The organism is Ruegeria sp. YTSA135, from assembly GCF_059610165.1.
Genome location: NZ_JBXWNC010000007.1, coordinates 231,575 through 248,236, shown reverse-complemented (window position 1 = coordinate 248,236; position 16,662 = coordinate 231,575). Strand labels below are relative to the sequence as shown.

Annotated in this window: 19 protein-coding genes and 2 pseudogenes; 10 read left to right on the top strand and 11 right to left on the bottom strand. The window is 56.1% G+C overall.

All coding sequences use genetic code 11. The features are described from left to right. Positions 1-58 precede the first annotated feature (58 nt). The 4 genes and pseudogenes from AC2FIT_RS11900 to AC2FIT_RS11885 form a co-directional block, all read right to left on the bottom strand. On the bottom strand, positions 59-274 hold the full coding sequence (locus tag AC2FIT_RS11900; RefSeq protein ID WP_496829664.1) for a hypothetical protein: 216 nt from the start codon (positions 272-274) through the stop codon (positions 59-61). A 736-nt stretch (positions 275-1,010) separates the two neighbouring features. Continuing rightward, a complete protein-coding gene (locus AC2FIT_RS11895; protein WP_496829686.1) occupies positions 1,011-1,625 on the bottom strand; it encodes a hypothetical protein in 615 nt (204 codons plus the stop codon). A 15-nt stretch (positions 1,626-1,640) separates the two neighbouring features. Continuing rightward, positions 1,641-1,805: pseudogene (locus tag AC2FIT_RS11890) on the bottom strand (phage minor head protein); the annotation flags it as partial. Between the two features lie 23 nt (positions 1,806-1,828). Then, positions 1,829-2,427: pseudogene (locus AC2FIT_RS11885) on the bottom strand (IS5 family transposase); the annotation flags it as partial. A gap of 191 nt (positions 2,428-2,618) precedes the next feature. Between AC2FIT_RS11885 and AC2FIT_RS11880 the strand changes: the two are divergent. The 3 genes from AC2FIT_RS11880 to AC2FIT_RS11870 all read left to right on the top strand — a co-directional run bounded on the left by AC2FIT_RS11880 (position 2,619) and on the right by AC2FIT_RS11870 (position 5,776). Beyond that, the gene (locus tag AC2FIT_RS11880) at positions 2,619-3,494 is read left to right on the top strand and encodes a hypothetical protein (protein ID WP_496829662.1); all 876 of its coding nucleotides are present in this window, start codon (positions 2,619-2,621) and stop codon (positions 3,492-3,494) included. A gap of 146 nt (positions 3,495-3,640) precedes the next feature. Then, complete coding sequence (locus AC2FIT_RS11875; protein ID WP_496829660.1) at positions 3,641-4,522, top strand: LysR substrate-binding domain-containing protein; 882 nt, start codon at positions 3,641-3,643, stop codon at positions 4,520-4,522. A 228-nt stretch (positions 4,523-4,750) separates the two neighbouring features. After that, positions 4,751-5,776, top strand: a complete 1,026-nt coding sequence (locus tag AC2FIT_RS11870; protein ID WP_496829659.1) for an alpha/beta fold hydrolase — start codon at positions 4,751-4,753, stop codon at positions 5,774-5,776. A 154-nt stretch (positions 5,777-5,930) separates the two neighbouring features. Here the strand turns inward: AC2FIT_RS11870 and AC2FIT_RS11865 are convergent, their stop codons facing one another. Continuing rightward, positions 5,931-6,194, bottom strand: coding sequence for a DUF2312 domain-containing protein (locus tag AC2FIT_RS11865; protein ID WP_224889498.1), 264 nt, complete (start codon positions 6,192-6,194; stop codon positions 5,931-5,933). Positions 6,195-6,461: 267 nt separating this feature from the next. Between AC2FIT_RS11865 and AC2FIT_RS11860 the strand changes: the two genes are divergently transcribed. Then, complete coding sequence (locus AC2FIT_RS11860) at positions 6,462-6,680, top strand: hypothetical protein (protein WP_068337460.1); 219 nt, start codon at positions 6,462-6,464, stop codon at positions 6,678-6,680. A gap of 10 nt (positions 6,681-6,690) precedes the next feature. Here AC2FIT_RS11860 and AC2FIT_RS11855 read toward each other — a convergent pair whose 3' ends face one another. Further along, the gene (locus AC2FIT_RS11855) at positions 6,691-6,906 is read right to left on the bottom strand and encodes a hypothetical protein (RefSeq protein WP_068337463.1); all 216 of its coding nucleotides are present in this window, start codon (positions 6,904-6,906) and stop codon (positions 6,691-6,693) included. A gap of 243 nt (positions 6,907-7,149) precedes the next feature. On the opposite strand from AC2FIT_RS11855, the gene AC2FIT_RS11850 reads away from it, so the two are divergent. From AC2FIT_RS11850 to AC2FIT_RS11835, 4 genes are read left to right on the top strand one after another with little or no spacing between them, the layout of a single operon-like run. Continuing rightward, positions 7,150-8,013 carry an MBL fold metallo-hydrolase gene (locus AC2FIT_RS11850; protein WP_496829656.1) on the top strand — a complete coding sequence of 288 codons (864 nt, stop codon included), beginning with the start codon at positions 7,150-7,152 and terminating at the stop codon, positions 8,011-8,013. A 32-nt stretch (positions 8,014-8,045) separates the two neighbouring features. Next, positions 8,046-8,468 carry a YeeE/YedE family protein gene (locus AC2FIT_RS11845; RefSeq protein ID WP_496829654.1) on the top strand — a complete coding sequence of 141 codons (423 nt, stop codon included), beginning with the start codon at positions 8,046-8,048 and terminating at the stop codon, positions 8,466-8,468. Further along, positions 8,468-8,899: a DUF6691 family protein gene (locus AC2FIT_RS11840; RefSeq protein ID WP_496829652.1), complete on the top strand. Its 432-nt coding sequence runs from the start codon at positions 8,468-8,470 to the stop codon at positions 8,897-8,899. The genes AC2FIT_RS11845 and AC2FIT_RS11840 overlap by 1 nt, the downstream gene beginning before the upstream one ends. Positions 8,900-8,908: 9 nt before the next feature. After that, positions 8,909-9,340 carry a protein tyrosine phosphatase family protein gene (locus AC2FIT_RS11835; protein ID WP_496829650.1) on the top strand — a complete coding sequence of 144 codons (432 nt, stop codon included), beginning with the start codon at positions 8,909-8,911 and terminating at the stop codon, positions 9,338-9,340. 1 nt (position 9,341) lies between these two features. Here the strand turns inward: AC2FIT_RS11835 and AC2FIT_RS11830 are convergent, their stop codons facing one another. From AC2FIT_RS11830 to AC2FIT_RS11810, 5 genes are all read right to left on the bottom strand, one after another. Next, positions 9,342-10,448, bottom strand: coding sequence for a FliM/FliN family flagellar motor C-terminal domain-containing protein (locus AC2FIT_RS11830; protein ID WP_496829648.1), 1,107 nt, complete (start codon positions 10,446-10,448; stop codon positions 9,342-9,344). A gap of 77 nt (positions 10,449-10,525) precedes the next feature. Further along, positions 10,526-13,204, bottom strand: a complete 2,679-nt coding sequence (locus tag AC2FIT_RS11825; protein WP_496829646.1) for an ATP-binding protein — start codon at positions 13,202-13,204, stop codon at positions 10,526-10,528. Beyond that, entirely contained in the window at positions 13,192-13,506 is a 315-nt protein-coding gene (locus tag AC2FIT_RS11820; protein ID WP_496829644.1) for a hypothetical protein, read from the bottom strand. Before AC2FIT_RS11820 ends, AC2FIT_RS11825 begins: the two co-directional genes overlap by 13 nt. Beyond that, entirely contained in the window at positions 13,503-13,883 is a 381-nt protein-coding gene (locus AC2FIT_RS11815; protein WP_496829642.1) for a response regulator transcription factor, read from the bottom strand. The genes AC2FIT_RS11820 and AC2FIT_RS11815 overlap by 4 nt, the downstream gene beginning before the upstream one ends. Before the next feature lie 78 nt (positions 13,884-13,961). After that, entirely contained in the window at positions 13,962-15,257 is a 1,296-nt protein-coding gene (locus AC2FIT_RS11810) for a short-chain fatty acyl-CoA regulator family protein (RefSeq protein ID WP_496829640.1), read from the bottom strand. A 205-nt stretch (positions 15,258-15,462) separates the two neighbouring features. Here AC2FIT_RS11810 and AC2FIT_RS11805 point away from each other — a divergent pair, with 205 nt between their 5' ends. Continuing rightward, positions 15,463-15,999, top strand: coding sequence for a LuxR C-terminal-related transcriptional regulator (locus AC2FIT_RS11805; RefSeq protein WP_068337480.1), 537 nt, complete (start codon positions 15,463-15,465; stop codon positions 15,997-15,999). Positions 16,000-16,149: 150 nt separating this feature from the next. Continuing rightward, the gene (gene accB / locus AC2FIT_RS11800; RefSeq protein WP_496829637.1) at positions 16,150-16,653 is read left to right on the top strand and encodes an acetyl-CoA carboxylase biotin carboxyl carrier protein; all 504 of its coding nucleotides are present in this window, start codon (positions 16,150-16,152) and stop codon (positions 16,651-16,653) included. Positions 16,654-16,662 lie beyond the last annotated feature (9 nt).

Below are 16,662 nucleotides of genomic sequence, written 5' to 3'. Positions count from 1 at the left end.
CCGATGCCCGAAAGTCTTTCTGTCCGAAATCGCCCTCGCGGCTCTCGTCATCTACTGGCTATGAGTCCTGAGCGTAGGTGAGCGTGTCAAATCGGGCCTGGCCACCGCCCGAGCGCGCGGCAAAAAACTTGGTCGCCAGCTTGGCCAACGCCCAAAATCTGACAAGCTCGCTCCGCAAGTTATCCAAGCCGTCGCCGATGGGTGTTCCCATAGCTGAATAGCTCGCGACCTCGACATCTCGAAGAACACTGTGCTCGAAATTATGAAACGGCATTGGCAGTCATCGAAGCCCGACGAGCCGCCGGACCACAACACCGGACGTTCGCACAGCAGGCGGCAAAAGCGGAAAGAGAGCCCAAATTAACAGATGCTGCGCAACGCGAGAAAGTCGGCTTTCTTGAATCTATTCGCCAGATCGCGGCGCACTTAAACGCGCGGGGCACCGAAACCGCGCGGGTTGGTAAATGGCCGCGACTACAGTGCGGAATATAATAGCGGCAAAAAACGGGGCTGAGGCGCTTGCAGCTTAGAAAGATGCTTACCAGGTAATCCACCGTGTTCGGCAAGTTTGGTTTGCGTATGCTGGCTGTTTTTGCAGCTCCATCATGACGATATGAGAACTCACGACATTGATGCCATTGTTTCCCATCGGTGCGCCGGCTTCTGAAACCAGGGCTTCGTAAAGCGCAGGGTTATCGGCTTTGAGAACTAAACCAGTGTCCTCGCGCCACGCGAACCAAAAATCATCTTGGGGGTCGGCTACTTCAGCAAGTCCATGAATAGTTGTTTCCGTGGCAAAGAATGGCCATGCGTCCCTTGGTAGCAGGGGTCTCCCATTGTCAAATTTGGGAACGATGTCAGGCCGCAAGTATGGTTTGCTCAGATCAATCAGTGCCTGTTTCCCGATGTTTATCCCGCTTGGAAGTTGGACACAGTGCGTGGGAACGCCCCAGAGGAACCCTGATGCAAAAACTAAAGCACATGTCCCTATTGCTAGAAGTGGCCGAAATCTATCCATAGGCACTTCGCGCGGGGTCTAGGTAGATTTGTACTCTCAGGGTTCCTGACCAATCGTCAGTAATTGAATACGGTTCACCAGTTTGAATCCCGAGCCGTTGAGGCCCACGCGGTGGAAGGCCGGTGCGGCCTCGAAGATAATTATCGAGCGGCCGTTGTATGTTCTCAAAAATCGTCTCGCCTGGATCAATGACCTCAACACCTATGTCAGCCGGATCAGCAAATTCGTCCCTCAGATAGAATTCAATTGAGCCTTCAACAGCCAGCACACCATGCTGTTCTTCGACGGTCACTGAAAATTTACCGCCGATCACTGTGTCCCCAATGCTGAAAACGACACCTGTCATGCCATAGGTGTTGTAAAACGTATCAGAGAAGCTGCCAACGCGCTTCTCGCGAACTGCCCTCGCAACTTGGTCTTTCAGGTTTTTATCTACCAAAGCCATGTATTGACCGACGATAGCGGAAAGGTGGCCGGTCTCGCGTACAGTGACACCGCGTCCGTTTCCACGGTAGTAATGGCGGACAAAGTCCCGGCTGCTCCAAGCTCCGTCGCCACCTGAGACACCCTGCAATGTGATTTCCATGAACTCAGAAGCCTCAAGCATATACGGTTCCGCTGTGCAACGGCATCCGTAGTCTTCCCCAGGGTGTCCACCTTCTGGTGGATCGTCACATGAAAAAATCTGGCCTCCGCGTTCGGCATGTGATGACCGAACCTTGCCATCGCGCCGCCTCCGCCAAATGTAATAGGTGGTGGGCTTGGTGTTTTTCGTCTCAAAACGGATTGGAGTACCCTAGCGCAGATATTGCGCATAGGGATTTGGGTCATCACATCTCGCGCATCCATCTTTTTGCTAATGCTATCAGCATCATACCCCTTGTCAACCAACAGAACACTCGGCTCAGGCAGGTTGTCGACCATGACCAAATCGAACCCCAGGTAGTCCGATGTCTGGACCGGCGTGATCTCGGTTCTCATGGGCAAGCCTGCTGCGTTGACGCGGAGATGGATCTTGATCGTGAAGCCACCTCTTGAGCGGCCAAAACCCTGTCGCGGAGTCCCCCTTTAGCGCCCGCTGCCTGATGGTGCGCGCGGAAAACGGTGCTGTCGATCATTTGAAGGGCCTCCGGCACAGCCCCACTTTGGTTCAGGGCGTCCATGGTGTCCTCCCACAACCCCGCCAGCGTACAACGCCGGAATTGCCGGTAGACGCTCGACCATTTGCCGAACTCTTCAGACAGGTCACGCCACGGCGCACCGGTGCGGGCAATCCAGAATATACCGTCAAGAACAAGGCAGTGGTTGGTGGGTTTGCGTCCATTCGGCGCACGAACTGCCAGAATAAACCGCTCAAAGAACGCCCATTCCTCGTCCGGCATCAGGTCTCGTGCCAAGTTGGTCTCCATAACAGATACCAGCTTGAATCACGCCTAAACAGTGATGTGAATCCCTTTTGTCAACACGGCCTAGGTCGGTCAGTCGCAACACGCTTTGCGTTAGTCAAAGAAGAACCCCACCGCGACGAAGCGGATTTGACTGTTCAAGTTACAGGTTGTAACCCGACAAGCGAGGTGAAAAGCAAGGACAAGACCAGAAGATGCAGGTTGCTATCCACGCAGGCGCGGCTTTTACCGACGAAGGGCGTGTGCTAAGCTCGCTGAAGAAAAACTCTGCTACCCTCACTGAAACGGGGGTCAGGTTTTTCGGCTGGCGTCGTTATAACAGAATCTTCAAGCCCGCTTTCGACAAGATTGAGGCCGAGGCTGTCCATTTAACCTCATATCAAAACCTCAAAGCCATTCTTCCAACCGGACCAGACACCCGGCGCGCGATCTTTTGCAGTGGAAAGTTTGCGGGCGATCCGGCCGATGCTTTGAAGGACGGGCAGTTGTACCCGCAAGCTGGTCGTAGGATGGCACTGCTGGAACAGGTATATAGCGACCATCAGGTTGAGCTGCTGATGGGGCTCAGAAATCCAGGAAGCTTGGTTCCGAAACTTCTGATGTCCCTCACTGAAGAGGCGCGCGAAGACATCGTTCGGAACACCGACCTAAGCTGCCTTAGCTGGATTGGTATGGTCGAGGACATCCGGGACCTTGCACCCAGCGTTCAGATTACCTTGTGGAGCGATGAAGACACCCCCTTCATTTGGGGGGATGTCATACGTGCGCTCAGCAATCTGGACGAAGACGTCGTTCTGGCAGACGAATATGAGCTTTTGACAAGCTTGCTGGATGATACTGGCCGCGAAAAGGTTCTGGAACTGACCGGTCGGGATACGCAATTGGGCAAGTCGGACCTTAATGACATGCTGGCACAGATCTTCGAAGATCATGCACAGCCTGAGAAGGTTGAGGAAGAACTGGACATGCCCGGCTGGAGTACCGAGATAGTCGAAGCATTCTCGGAACTCTACGAACAAGACCTTGAACGTCTGAGCACGATGCCCGGTGTACGTGTCTTGAGGCCCTGACAAACTCGGCAATGCCCGGCTAGACCGAATGTGTCAAGCGGACTGACCCTGGCTAGAACACCAATCAATGCTTGCGCTTGCGGACACCGCCACAAAGGGCTGTACTGGTCTGAAACCGGAACACTGGAAAGAAAGAGACCCTCTGTTTGCGCTCAAGCCCGAACCTTCCACCGCTCTTGTCCCTTCGCGCTTTTTCGGCGGTGGCGCGGCTGCTTAGTTTTCGAAAGGCAGCTGATGAGCTGCTGATTTCACAAAGTACAGTCAGCCATCACATCCGGCAGCTAGAAAACACGCTTGGGACACCGCTGTTCATACGACATGCACGCAGCGTTTCTCTAACACCGGAAGGGGAACGCTATCTGAGTCGCATAGACGCTGCCTTCCGGACTATCACAGATGCAACAGCAGAGCTTCGGGCCCAGGTCGGACTGGAAACGCTGCGCGTGACGGCGCTTCCGTCCTTTTGCTCATTGTGGCTCGTGTCGCGTCTTTCTTCTTTTTCAGAAGCGCATCCAGAGATCGAAATCGAGCTTGATCTATCGCTTGAAAATGTCAGCTTTGCACGGGATGAGGCCGATCTGGGCATAAGATACGGAACCGGCCCGTGGACCGGAGTTGATGCCACGTTTCTGCATGTCGAAAAGATTGCACCCGTTGCGCATGCTGCAAGAACCACGTCGCTTGAAAACATGTCCGACGAGCAGCTTCTACTCAGCCTCAAAAAACACGAATGGCAAGTCTGGGCAAAATCGCAAGGCGTGAAGCTGGCCGGTGCGAAACGCATGCCGCTGACTGATTACAACGTGGTCGTCCAGGCCGCGATTGACGGATCAGGTGTGGCAATCGGTCGTCAGTTGCTTGTTGACCCTCTTGTGCGCGCAGGTCGGCTAAAGTGGCTTGCAGACCCCAAGGTCGTTGATCAACGCCTTGGCTATTGGCTGGTCAGCGCCCAGGGACGCCCCTTTACACCAGCGATGTCGGTGTTTGCCGATTGGTTGACCGGGGCTTTTGCCGAGTTCGAAACTTGAAGCGTCAGCACTCATCTATCTAAAAAATAGATCACTCACGCGCCTTTTTCGAATTGGTAAGGCGTCAAGCGCCACATTACGTCCCCCATGTAGCGAAAAGGAGAACGCCCAACTGGCGTCTCGTGAAACTGCGCGCCTGTTGGAAAGGTTACACCGTTTTGCCTGCCGGGAGACGGGCTTCCTCAACTCAGAACTCAAATTCTGTATGCACATTGGAAGGATGCCGGGATGAGCCCGTTCGAGCCACTCGCCCACAAATGTAACTTCACACGCCGCAAAATGCTGCAGTTGACCATCGTCGCAGGCGCGCTTGGCGCGGGCCTGCGGCCATCTCAAAGTTTTGGAGAAGCCAACATGACCGAAATAACGCCCGCCGTACCGTCTGACGCCACTTTTGATGGCACCTGGCCCTTTGCTGCAAACTACACGGATGCACCCGGTTACCCAGCCCACTATATTGACGTCGGTGAGGGGCCCGAGACTTTGCTGTTACTGCATGGCGAACCCACCTGGAGCTATCTGTTCCGTCATCAAATCGCTGAATGGTCGCGCCATCATCGGGTCATTGCTGTCGACCATATGGGTTTTGGCAAAAGCGCCACGCCAAAGGACCGAACCTATTGGTTGCAGGATCATGTCAACAATCTAGAGACGGTCGCCCTTGCCCTCGACCTCCGAGATGTGACGCTTGTGATGCATGACTTTGGCGGTCCGACCGGCATGGGGTTTGCGGTTCGCCATCCCGATAGGGTCAAACAGGTTGTCTCGGTCAACGGACCAACACCACTGGGTCAGCCAGACCTGATTGACCGGCTCGTCGCGAATGCAGGTGATGCGCCGTGGTTTCAATGGATTCTCAAGGCACATGACAACGGCACCCTTGAGCCGCTGTTGGGCCAGTTGGATTATACCATCCTCTCAACTTTGAAACTGAACGGCTTTGAAGATCCCTCAATCGTGACGGACGCCTGGCTAGACGCCTACCGCGCACCTTTTCCGACACCGGCCGAGGCTGCCGGAGCTATCGGGTGGGCCAAGGGGTTTGCGGCCGGGGCGCACAAGTTCGAAGAACCCGATGCGGCAACACGGAAAGCGATCAGCGCGAAACCCGCGCTTGCGCTTTGGGGTGAAAAAGACCGGACGCTTCATGCCAAGCATTTTCTTCCGCTGTTCGAGGCCGCATTCCCGAACGGCAGAATTCACCGCCTTCCCGGAGCAGGGCACTACAGCCAGAAGACGCCCCGCAAGACGTGACCAAACACGTGCTGTCCTTCTTGGGGTAAACCTGATCCGCGGCTGCTCAGCCTAGCCTGAGCGACCGCATAAAAAAGGCTTTCGATGGGCAAAGCGGGCTTTGGGAAAAAAATGCTCCCAGCCTGTCAAGACAAACGTTCTAGCATGGCTGTTGCTAATTCATGCCAAGGGCTTCTTTGTACATCTCGATAACGGCTTCTTGCTCTGCAATATCGTCTTTGTCTCGTTTTCTCAGAGAAATGATGCTGCGCAGGGCCTTCACGTCATAGCCCCGAGATTTACTTTCGGAATACACTTCCTTTATTTGATCGGCGATATCTTTTTTCTCTAGCTCCAAACGCTCAATGCGCTCAACAAATTGGCGAAGCTCACCAGCGGTGACTTTGTAGTTTGCTTCTGCGTCTTCGGTCATGCTCATCTTGCTGTTCCTGATTCTGGCCTGTTGTGGTGAAGGAATACCTGCTGCACGTCATATATTCCGCTTGCTTCATGTTCCTAAAGAACAAAAGTCCTACTGGGTTTCAGTAGGGCCTCGGACATCCCCTGGTTTCAATGCTGCAACAGCGGGTATCACGCCGGATACAATGCCACTGCCTAGGCCGCAAGCATCCAATCCTACCGCACTTGTGAATAAGTGGGCGATCCGCTAAGCGCAGACGGAAATGATACGCAAATGTGGGGAACCATGTTCGAAGTCATCACTTGGGGCGGTGCCGCCCTGTCACTCGCCGGGCTGCTGGGCCTCGTTTGGTGTATCCTGCGTGTGATGAAAGCGCGCAGATCCGGTTTGTCAGACGACGAACTGCGCGCAGTTGTTCAAGGTGTTCTGCCGTGGAACTTGGCGGCTCTTTTTCTTTCCGTGATCGGACTGATGGTCGTGATCGTTGGAATATCCTTTGGCTAACAAGCTGTAGTCAGACCGGCAGATTATCGAAACGCGCTTCCATTGCGTCTTCGCACAGCGCTGCATCAAGACGGCGCAGGCGCGATGGCACATGCACCCCTTGCTGGCGCATTCTTTCGATCACCTTGGTAACACTCGGCTGCAAAGCAAGGCGCGTGTCGAGGCTTGCACCGTTCAGCTTTTTCTCAAGCTGTTCGGCTTCGGAATATAAATTGACTGCTGACATAACATCCTCCCAATAACGTTATCGTACCCGGAAAGTGGTAACTGTTTTACGACTTGGTTACCTTAGGTCAATTGCGCGCGGAATCCCGCCGGTCACACGCGTAATCAAAGCACCCAGATACAGATTGTTCAAAATTTACTCGAAATGCGCGCGCCTTGCTTTGACCGGCATCAAACTGCGTAGTGTTGATCGCGACATAATCTGCAACTAATACTTGATTAGACTCCGGCGGCTGAGGACCACATGACACCGAAAGTGAAGCCTTTTTTTGATCCAGACACGTTTACGGTTTCTTACATCGTGCAAGAACCCGAGGGGCTTAGCTGCGCAATTATCGACAGCGTTCTGGATTTCGACCACGCCTCTGGTCGCACCAGCACACGATCAGCGGATCAGATAGTGGACTATGTTCAGGCGAATGATCTGCGGGTGGAATGGATACTCGAAAGCCATGTCCATGCCGACCACCTGTCTGCAGCCCCCTATCTACAGCAGGAACTGGGTGGAAAAATCGGGATCGGTGATCAGATCGTGACTGTTCAGGAAACCTTTGGAAAAGTCTTCAACGAAGGCACCGAGTTCCAGCGCGATGGCAGCCAGTTCGACGCCTTGTTTCGCGAGGGTGACAGCTTTCACGTTGGTCAGATGCGCGGCGACGTTCTGCACACCCCTGGCCATACACCCGCCTGTCTGACTTATGTCATCGGTGATGCGGCTTTTGTCGGTGACACCTTGTTCATGCCCGATTTTGGCACCGCGCGCTGTGACTTCCCGGGCGGGTCATCCGCAACGCTGTTCAACTCGATCCAGAAAATACTATCCTTACCGGATCAGACACGTATCTTTGTCGGCCACGACTACAAGGCACCGGGGCGCGATGACTACGCGTGGGAAACTACGGTAGGAGAGCAGAAGGCGTTGAACGTTCATATCGGTCAAGGTCGCTCAATCGAAGAATTCGTGGAAATGCGCGACGCGCGCGACGCCACATTGCCAATGCCACGCCTGATCCTGCCATCGTTGCAGGTCAATATGCGTGCAGGCCAAATGCCGCCAGCAGACGAAAAGGGCAACGTGTTCCTCAAGGTGCCTCTCAACAAACTCTGAAACGCTGGCTGCGATCTTACAAAGGAAGAAGAATGCAAACTGAATGGATTTTAGGCCTTGGCGGAGGCCTTCTGATTGGGCTGGGCGCTGCAATCTACCTGCTGGGCAATGGGCGCATTATGGGGGCAAGCGGCATTCTGGGTGGTCTGATCGACGGTAGCGACCGCTCGCTTGAAAGGCTTGGTTTTTTGGTCGGCCTTATCGGCATGCCCTTGTTGCTGCGTCCTCTGATCTCGCCCGCGACTGAGACTCATCTGACCGGGAATATCACAATCGTGATCGTCGCGGGCCTGCTGGTGGGGCTGGGAACACGCATCGCCAATGGATGTACGTCGGGGCACGGTGTCTGCGGCATTTCCCGGTTCTCTTTCCGTGGAATTGCCGCCACTCTCGTCTATATAGCGGCCGGAGGCGTAACAGTCGCCCTGCTGCGCCATGTCTGGGGGCTGATCTGATGCGCATGTTGATTTCGATTCTGGCCGGGTCCTTGTTTGGCACAGGTTTGCTTATCTCAGGCATGACGGACACGACAAAAGTGTTGGGTTGGTTGGATGTTTTTGGCAACTGGGACCCAACGCTTGCCTTTGTAATGGGCGGCGCAATCATTCCAATGCTGTTTGCATGGCGATTGACGACAAACCGTCAGCCTCTGACCGGTGGTCATTTTCCACCGAAAAGCGCACCTGAGATGAATCGCCGACTGATCCTGGGGTCAACCCTGTTTGGAATGGGCTGGGGTCTGGCAGGGCTGTGCCCCGGCCCGGCGCTGGCATCGCTCAGCTATGGCGGAATCGGCGGCGTGATCTTTCTGATCGCTATGATTGCAGGAATGGTTGTGGCCCCATCGGTTGGTGCCCAACTGGACAGATCAGCGAACCCGGCCTAAGCAATACCCATGGAGATTCGCCCTATTACACCCCGCTATGCTGTCTCGCCGCAAATCACGGTCGAGGACGTTCCAGCAATCGCCGAAGCCGGCTTTGTCAAAGTGATCTGCAACCGCCCCAATACCGAGGTTCCGGCAAGTTTGCAGTCGGACGCAATCGGAGAAGCGGTACGCGCGGCGGGCATGGAATACGAAATTCTCGAGCTGACTCACCAGACGATGACACCCGAGAATGTAGCCCTGCAACGCGAAATGGCCGAAAAATGCGACGGACCAGTTCTAGCCTATTGCGCATCGGGTACGCGCTGTTCTGTGGTCTGGGCATTGGGTCAGTGCGACCGGATGAGTACGGATGACATCCTGCACGCTACTACCAAGGCGGGTTATGCTCTTGAAAACCTGCGACCAATCCTTGATCAACATCGCGCCGATACGGAATAGTCTAGCTGTGGTTGCCCGGCTCTGTTTCTGATGTAGATAGCCCTACAAATTGCGCAGGATCAACAAGCAGTTCATCTGACTCGGCAAAGTTCAGGTCAGTTTCAATGTCGTTCATCGCAGGTGGATCGAACAGGGCGGGTACCTGCGCAACTTCAGTCTGCATGGGCATCTCGGGTTCGTTGTCCGGCACCATAGACGAAGGTGAATCTGAAAACTCCTCATTCTCGGATTGCGGCAGCGACGCTAGGTTCACATATTCATTCAGACGCACTGCACGCATTCCGCTGCATTGCCCCAAACGTCCAATTGCTGTGCGCGTGCGGTCGATTGTCAGCACTTCGGCATGATCCAGCCTTGATCCTGTCAACGGCAGGACATCACCAACCACAAGGTCCGACAATGTCGCCAGTGGAAGTGACATACGGCAGATCACTGTATTGAGTTCAGCCCGTAGTACTCCCGACGCCTGTTCAAGTTTGGGGCCGTTGTCCTCTGGCAGGTCTGCGTCGTTTTCCTCGTCCGAGCGATCCGGCAATAAGATCGAGACACGCCCCTGCCGTAGTCCACCGCCCAGCTCAATGGTCAATTCAAACGCTCGATATACGTCTTCAACCATCGCCAAGGTCAACGTACGCAGATCAGAAAAGCGCGCAGCAAATTCATACCCGGTTAGAATGGATTGATCCGCCGATGCATCCACAAGTTCCACCGCCCGCGAAAAAACGTCTTCGATCAATGGGGCCACCATTGCCCCGTCCGTATGCGTAAACACGCGGGGCGCAGGATCGTCAGCCAACATCTCGCCAAAGGTTTGCACTTGTACAATGGCCGCAACGACACCAAGCTCCATGCAGACTGATGCTGCCTTACCGTTGCGATCCACAAATCGTAACAACAGCCAGTCTTCCCCGATTCCATCCATTAGCGCATCTGTTGATCGACTGGACTGCTTTGCACCGATAACAGCCAACGGCAGTTGCAGCCGGTCGCTGGCTGCGCGGGCAAAGGCCAATCGCAGCGCGCGCAAGATTGAACGCGGCTTTTCTTCTTGCTCTTCCCGCCCTACCAAAAGCTTGCGCGCCAAAGCTGCGCTGACCGTTTGCGTCATGCCCGAATCCGCTGTGTATTGCTGCGTCTGGCCTTCGGTCTAACCCAGCTCTGGTTAAGAATAACTTTACATCTGTGTCACTGGGCAGCCTGCTGATACGCCAGCGGCAACCTCACACGGAATGCCGCACCGCCCTGTCCGGGAAGGTACGTGATCTCACCGCCCAGACGCTGCATGATCTCGCGGCAAATCGCCAGTCCTAGCCCGGCGCCGCCTGCCTTGTCTCCGCCCACGCGGGCAAATTTCTCAAATACCACCGACCGCGCCCCGGGCGGGATACCGCTGCCGTTGTCAACAAAATCAATCACTACATGGCCGCCCACATCATGAGCTGAAATCGTAAGCTCTGGCTCATCTGCGTCACAGTATTTCAGGGCATTCGAGATCAGGTTGATGAACACCTGCCCCAGCCGATCCAGATCGGTTTGCAGCGGGATACGCTCAGCTGCCTTTGTTCGGCGCACTGTCAGGGTTTTGCCGGTTCCCGCCAGCGTACTGGATACGGCCCGATCCAAGACAGAACGCAGCGTATCATCACCAACATTCAAACTGACACGACCGCTTTCCAGAACGCTCAGGTCCAGCAGATCGTCCAGCAACCGGGTCAGGCGCAAAGCCTCATCGTGGATGATCGCGGCATAGCGCGTCTGCTCTTCAGGGCTCAACTCGTCTGTATCGCGCATAATCTCGGAAAAGGCGCGGATCGAGGTCATGGGTGTACGCAGCTCGTGGCTGACTTGACTCAGGAAGCTGTCCTTCTGCTCCGAGATTTGCGTCAGTTTGGTGTTGGCCTCACGCAATTGCCGCGCTGTACGGGTAAGTTCGGCAGACTTCGCTTCAAGCTGACCGGAATACTCCAGCAACTGTGCGGACTCGTCAGCCACGGCCAGCAGGTCCTGAACTGAAACGGACGAGCCGCCAACGATCTGACCGATCATCGCATGCGCGGTCGCAGCCCCGACGGACCCGCTAAGCTCGCGCTCCAAGCGTTCGAGAAAGGCCGGCGTGGGCTCGGGCAGACTAGCCCTGCCACCTTGCTTTTCGGCTTCGGCCTGAAAGAACTCGTGCGCGGGGCCTGCGCCCAGAATACGCTGAGTCATGATCATCAGATCCTCGCTCTGCGCCACCGAACCGGTCCAACCACGCGGTGCGACGGAATGATCAAAGACGTTGACGAATTGTGCGGCCTGCAAACGCTCTAATGGGCTGGGGAAGCTCAACAAAGAGGCTACGCAAAACGCGATTGTATTCAAAGACAGGGACCACATGACCGTGTGCACCATCGGATCCATCCCTTCGATGCCAAACAGCGCCTGTGGACGCAACCAGCTCAAGCCAAATGGGCCGTTGTGGAGAACAGACTCGGGCATCAACACGCCGCCCATCCCCGGCAGCAGCAGAGTGTAGATCCAGAGCAAGAACCCGACCGTCAAACCCGCAAGCGCGCCGGTGCGTGTCGCCCCGCGCCAGAACAATCCACCAACCAAGGCCGGCAGTATCTGCGCAATGCCGGCGAACGCTATCAGTCCGATCGAAGCCAACGCCGCGCCACCACCGGACAAACGATAGTAGAAAAATCCCAGCGCCATGATCACGGCAATCGATATGCGCCGTGCAAGCAAGACGATATGTCGGACATCACCAGATACGGACCCCGACCCTCCCTGCGTGCTCAGCCATATGGGCATGACCACATGATTCGAAACCATCGTCGACAGCGCCATCGCTGTCACAATGACCATCGACGTGGCCGAAGAGAACCCGCCAATGAATGACAGCATCGCCAACCAGTCATTGCCTTGCGACAAAGGTACCGTCAGTACAAACAAATCCGGGTTCGAGCCTTCGGGCATAATGTCCAGACCGACAACGGCGATCGGCACCACGAAAAGACTGATAAGCAGCAGATACAGGGGAAAGGCCCAGGCGGCAGTCCTCAGGTGTCCCTCATCCGTGTTTTCGACCACCATCACCTGGAACATGCGCGGAAGGCATACGAATGCTGCTGCGGATAAAAAGATAAAGGTTGTCCAGCGCCCCGTGTCGACGTTCCAATGCCCGATCTCAGAGGCATCAATGCGGTCCATCATCGGACCAACGCCCCCCGCGACACCCCAGACAACAAAAGCGCCAACGGCAAGCAGGGCAAACAGCTTGACCACGGACTCCAGTGCGATAGCCGTAACGACCCCGTGGTGACGCTCATTCGCATCCAGATTTCGGGTGCCAAAGAGGATCGCAAAAACGGCCAGCCCAGCCGCAACCCAGAATACACTTGAGCCTTCGCGATACAGGCCCGAAGGGTCGGCATCGGCGAATATTGAAAACGACAATGTAATGGATTGAAGCTGCAGCGCGATATAGGGCGTTCCGCCCAGTACCGCCAGTATGGTCACGCAGATCGCCAGCGTGTTGGATTTGCCATAGCGCGAGGAAATCAGGTCAGCGATAGACGTCACCCGATGGCTGCGCCCGACCCGAACCAGTTTTCGCAGACCCCACCACCAGCTTATCATTACCAGCGTTGGGCCGAGGTAGATCGTCACGAATTCCAACCCTGACCGCGCGGCATTGCCCACGGCGCCATAAAACGTCCACGCCGTGCAATAGATCGAAAGGGACAGAGTGTAGATCAGCGAAGACCGAAGCCATGCCCCCTTACCGGCAGCTGCCAACCTGTCTGCGGCAAAGGCCACACCGAACAGCAGCACGACATACCCTAGGCAAACCAGGATCAGAACGTTCAACGTGGCCATTGGTCCGACCCGGGTTTGGATTCGTCTTGCGCCGACATGCGACGAGCCGCAAACCCAAAAACAAGGCTGGCGACGATCAGACCAACCCAGCAGGCAAAGATGTAAAACATGGCAGAAGACAGCGGCACCGCTTGCTGGCGGCTCGGATCATCCGGCCAAAGCAAAGGAACAGCCAGCAACGCTGCCCCAAGAAAGGGCAAGAGCCGCGCCGCATCCGTCAACCTGCGGCGGCGATAGCTTTGCCGCTCAAGAAACAGCGAAGGCCGCGCACCTGAGGGCGGTCGGTCTTCGTGCGTGCTCATGACTGTGTCGCCTGTGCATGCAGATCGCGTACAGCCGTCAGCATCTCAGAATTGGAAAAAGGCTTGGTCATAAAGCGGCTGACACCCGCATTCTCGGCCATCTCCCGGTCGCGGGTCTGACCGCGCGCCGTCAGCATGAGAACCGGCAATCCCTGCATGTCCTCCAACTCACGCAGGTCGCGCAGAATCTCCATCCCGCTTTTACCCGGCAGCATCACGTCCAAAATAACAAGGTCCGGGCTTGCCACCCGGATAACCTGCAACGCATCCGCGCCTTCTGCATGGGTTTCCACCTGCCATCCTTCGCGTGTCAGCAGGAACCGAATAGCCTCGGCGATGTTGGGTTCATCCTCAATTAACAGAACCTTACGGCTCATGACTGTCTGTCCTCCCCGTGACAGGTCATTGATTGGACGACCCATCCACGTCAGCTTACGCGCGTTGTCGGGAAACTGTCAAAAACCTTCGCTCAGAATCGACGGCTCACGCCGGGACGAACAATTGTCGTGGGGGCAGACCCTGCAACTGGGGCCCACGCGCGCGACGGCCTGCGCATCCTGCGCGACATCCTCAACCGAGCGCACCAGCATCACCGAACGATACGCCGGAGCCTGATCAAACTTGGATCCGGGTTGCGGCCAGGCGTAGGCGTAGCAATCGAAGACTGCCGCTGCCCGCCCAAGCTGAGCGACGCGTTGGCGGATCGGAACCAATGGCCTGTTCAGCGCCTGAAACAACGGCCACAAGGGGCAGGCTTCGCCAAAACGCGGCATGGCGAAGCCGGGAACCGATTTGCTGAATAGAATGCTTCCGGATGCGTCACACACCACCAAACCGGTTGGGCGGCCAAGATACCCGTCCGGTAAGGTCGCAAGCCGACGCAGAACCGTTGCAACATCCACCGAAAACCGGGATGCCAGTTGCAGCGGATCAAGCGGTGCCTCCGCCAAAGCGGCCTGCACATCCTTCAACGGCATCGCCCTTGCGTCTGCGGCATAAATAGCAAGGAAGTCTTGCGTCAGAGATTTCGCCGCTGCCGAGTCCAGTTCGGACAGGTCGACATCTGCCGCTGCTGCACCGTGCTCTATATCATTGAAATGATGGTTGTTGGCGTCAAAAAACGCCTCGACGTCTTCCTGCGGAACACCGCGGTGATCCCCATCAGAATCGCTGTTGTCCAGATAAGCGACCAGAGATTTCGAGCTGTCCGCCAGACGTTCTGCATCCTGATGCAGGTTTTTGTGAAATCTATCCCGCCACTGCGGCTCGATCTCTTGGGTGTCGGCCAGAATCGCAGCGGTTGAGCGAATCGCAGCAGCGGTCGACAAAACCTCATGCATGGATGCGGCCAGATGCGGGTCATGTGTAAGGCGATCAGACAGCGTTTCAACTGTACGCTCAAGGGACACGACCCGGCGGTGCATCTGCGCCAGAACGCCCGCCCATCCGGGAAAGCGACCGGCGAATTCCTCTAATCCGTCCAACTCGGCCTTCTGCCCGACGGAATCCGCCGCAGCCTCGCGCAGCGCCGAGATCAAAGTCGCCTCGATCCCGCGCGTCAGCACCGAAGGTTCCACCGTCAACGCCGATGCAATATCCATCAACAGTTTGCCACCAATCCGTCGGCGATTGTGTTCGATAAGGTTCAGGTATGAGGCTGAAATCCCAACCTGCCGCGCCAGCTCGGCCTGCCGCAGACCGGCGATCTGCCGCCTTTCCCGTATACGGCTACCTGTCAAAGTATCGCGCATGCTCTCGCCCCTCCCTTAGCGAAACCATCCGTTGAGATCATCCCGTAATTTTCAGAACTCTTGTTGTATTTGTAGTATTTATTTACTTATTTTCATAGTGCATTTACAGACTTAACAAACTGAAACAGGACTCCGCACCACAACCCAGGCCAGAATCTGCGCACCACCCCTTCTATTTTCGATGAATTACCGGCACGATAGCACGATGAGCGATCCCGCCTTTGAATATGCCCCAATCGGATTGGTCGAACTGGAAAACCGGGTCATCCGGCGGTGCAATTTGCAGTTCGCCCGCACCTTTGGCGGTGAAGCCGCAGACTACCGCAACATGCCGCTGCTGCACCTTTACCCATCTGTCGCCGATTGGGAGCGTATTGGTGCCCGCAGTCTGCAAGTGATGCGTGATACCGGATATTACACGGACGAACGGGTCATGCGGCGGCGCAATGGCGGTTTGTTTTGGTGCCGCGCGCGTGGGCGCTCACTGACGCCCGATGATCCGTTCCGCCATGGTATCTGGAGCTTTTCCGACATTTCCGAGGAACGTCCGCTGGTTGAACTGACCGCCCGCGAACGCGAGGTCGCCATCCTGTCCTGCCGTGGACTATCGGCAAAAGAAATCGGGGCAGAGTTGGAGTTGAGTTATCGCACGATCGAAGCTTACCGCGCGCGCCTGCTGGAAAAATTCGGTGCTCGCAAACTACCCGAACTGGTGGCGAAACTTTCGGGTATGCCGCTTTAACACCTTTTGCCTTGCGAAAACCTGAAAAAACCGCCTTCCCACAAGGCCAGACTGCGCTTTTCATGACCGGGCGCTTGGCTTATAACGCTGCGTAATCAGACCAAAGCCCGCAGGAACAGACGGGCCAAAGGGGAACCGTCGAGGACACTCATGACAGACACCAAACACGAAGCGGATGTGGCATTCATCAAGGCACTGGCAGAATTGCTGCGCGAAAACGACCTGACGGAATTGCAGGTCAAACGTGAATATGGCGAAGAAGACAGCCTGAACGTACGCGTCAGCCGATTGACCCAGGCCGCTGCCGCTCCGGTTCAGGTCGCCGTTCCGACCGCTGCACCTGCCGCACCCACTGCCGCCCCTGCCCCTGCCCCTGCCCCTGCCGATGCGCCCGCCGTTGTTGAAGACCCGGCAAACCATCCCGGCGCGGTGACGTCACCCATGGTTGGTACCGTTTACATGCAACCCGAACCGGGCGCGCCCGCATTCATCTCGGTCGGCGCATCTGTGTCCGAAGGCGACACGCTGCTGATCGTCGAAGCGATGAAGACCATGAACCACATCCACGCGCCCAAAGCGGGCACAATAAAACGCATTCTGGTCGGAGACGGCGATGCAGTGGAGTTCGGCTCCCCTCTGGTCATCATCGAGTAAGGCGGGCCC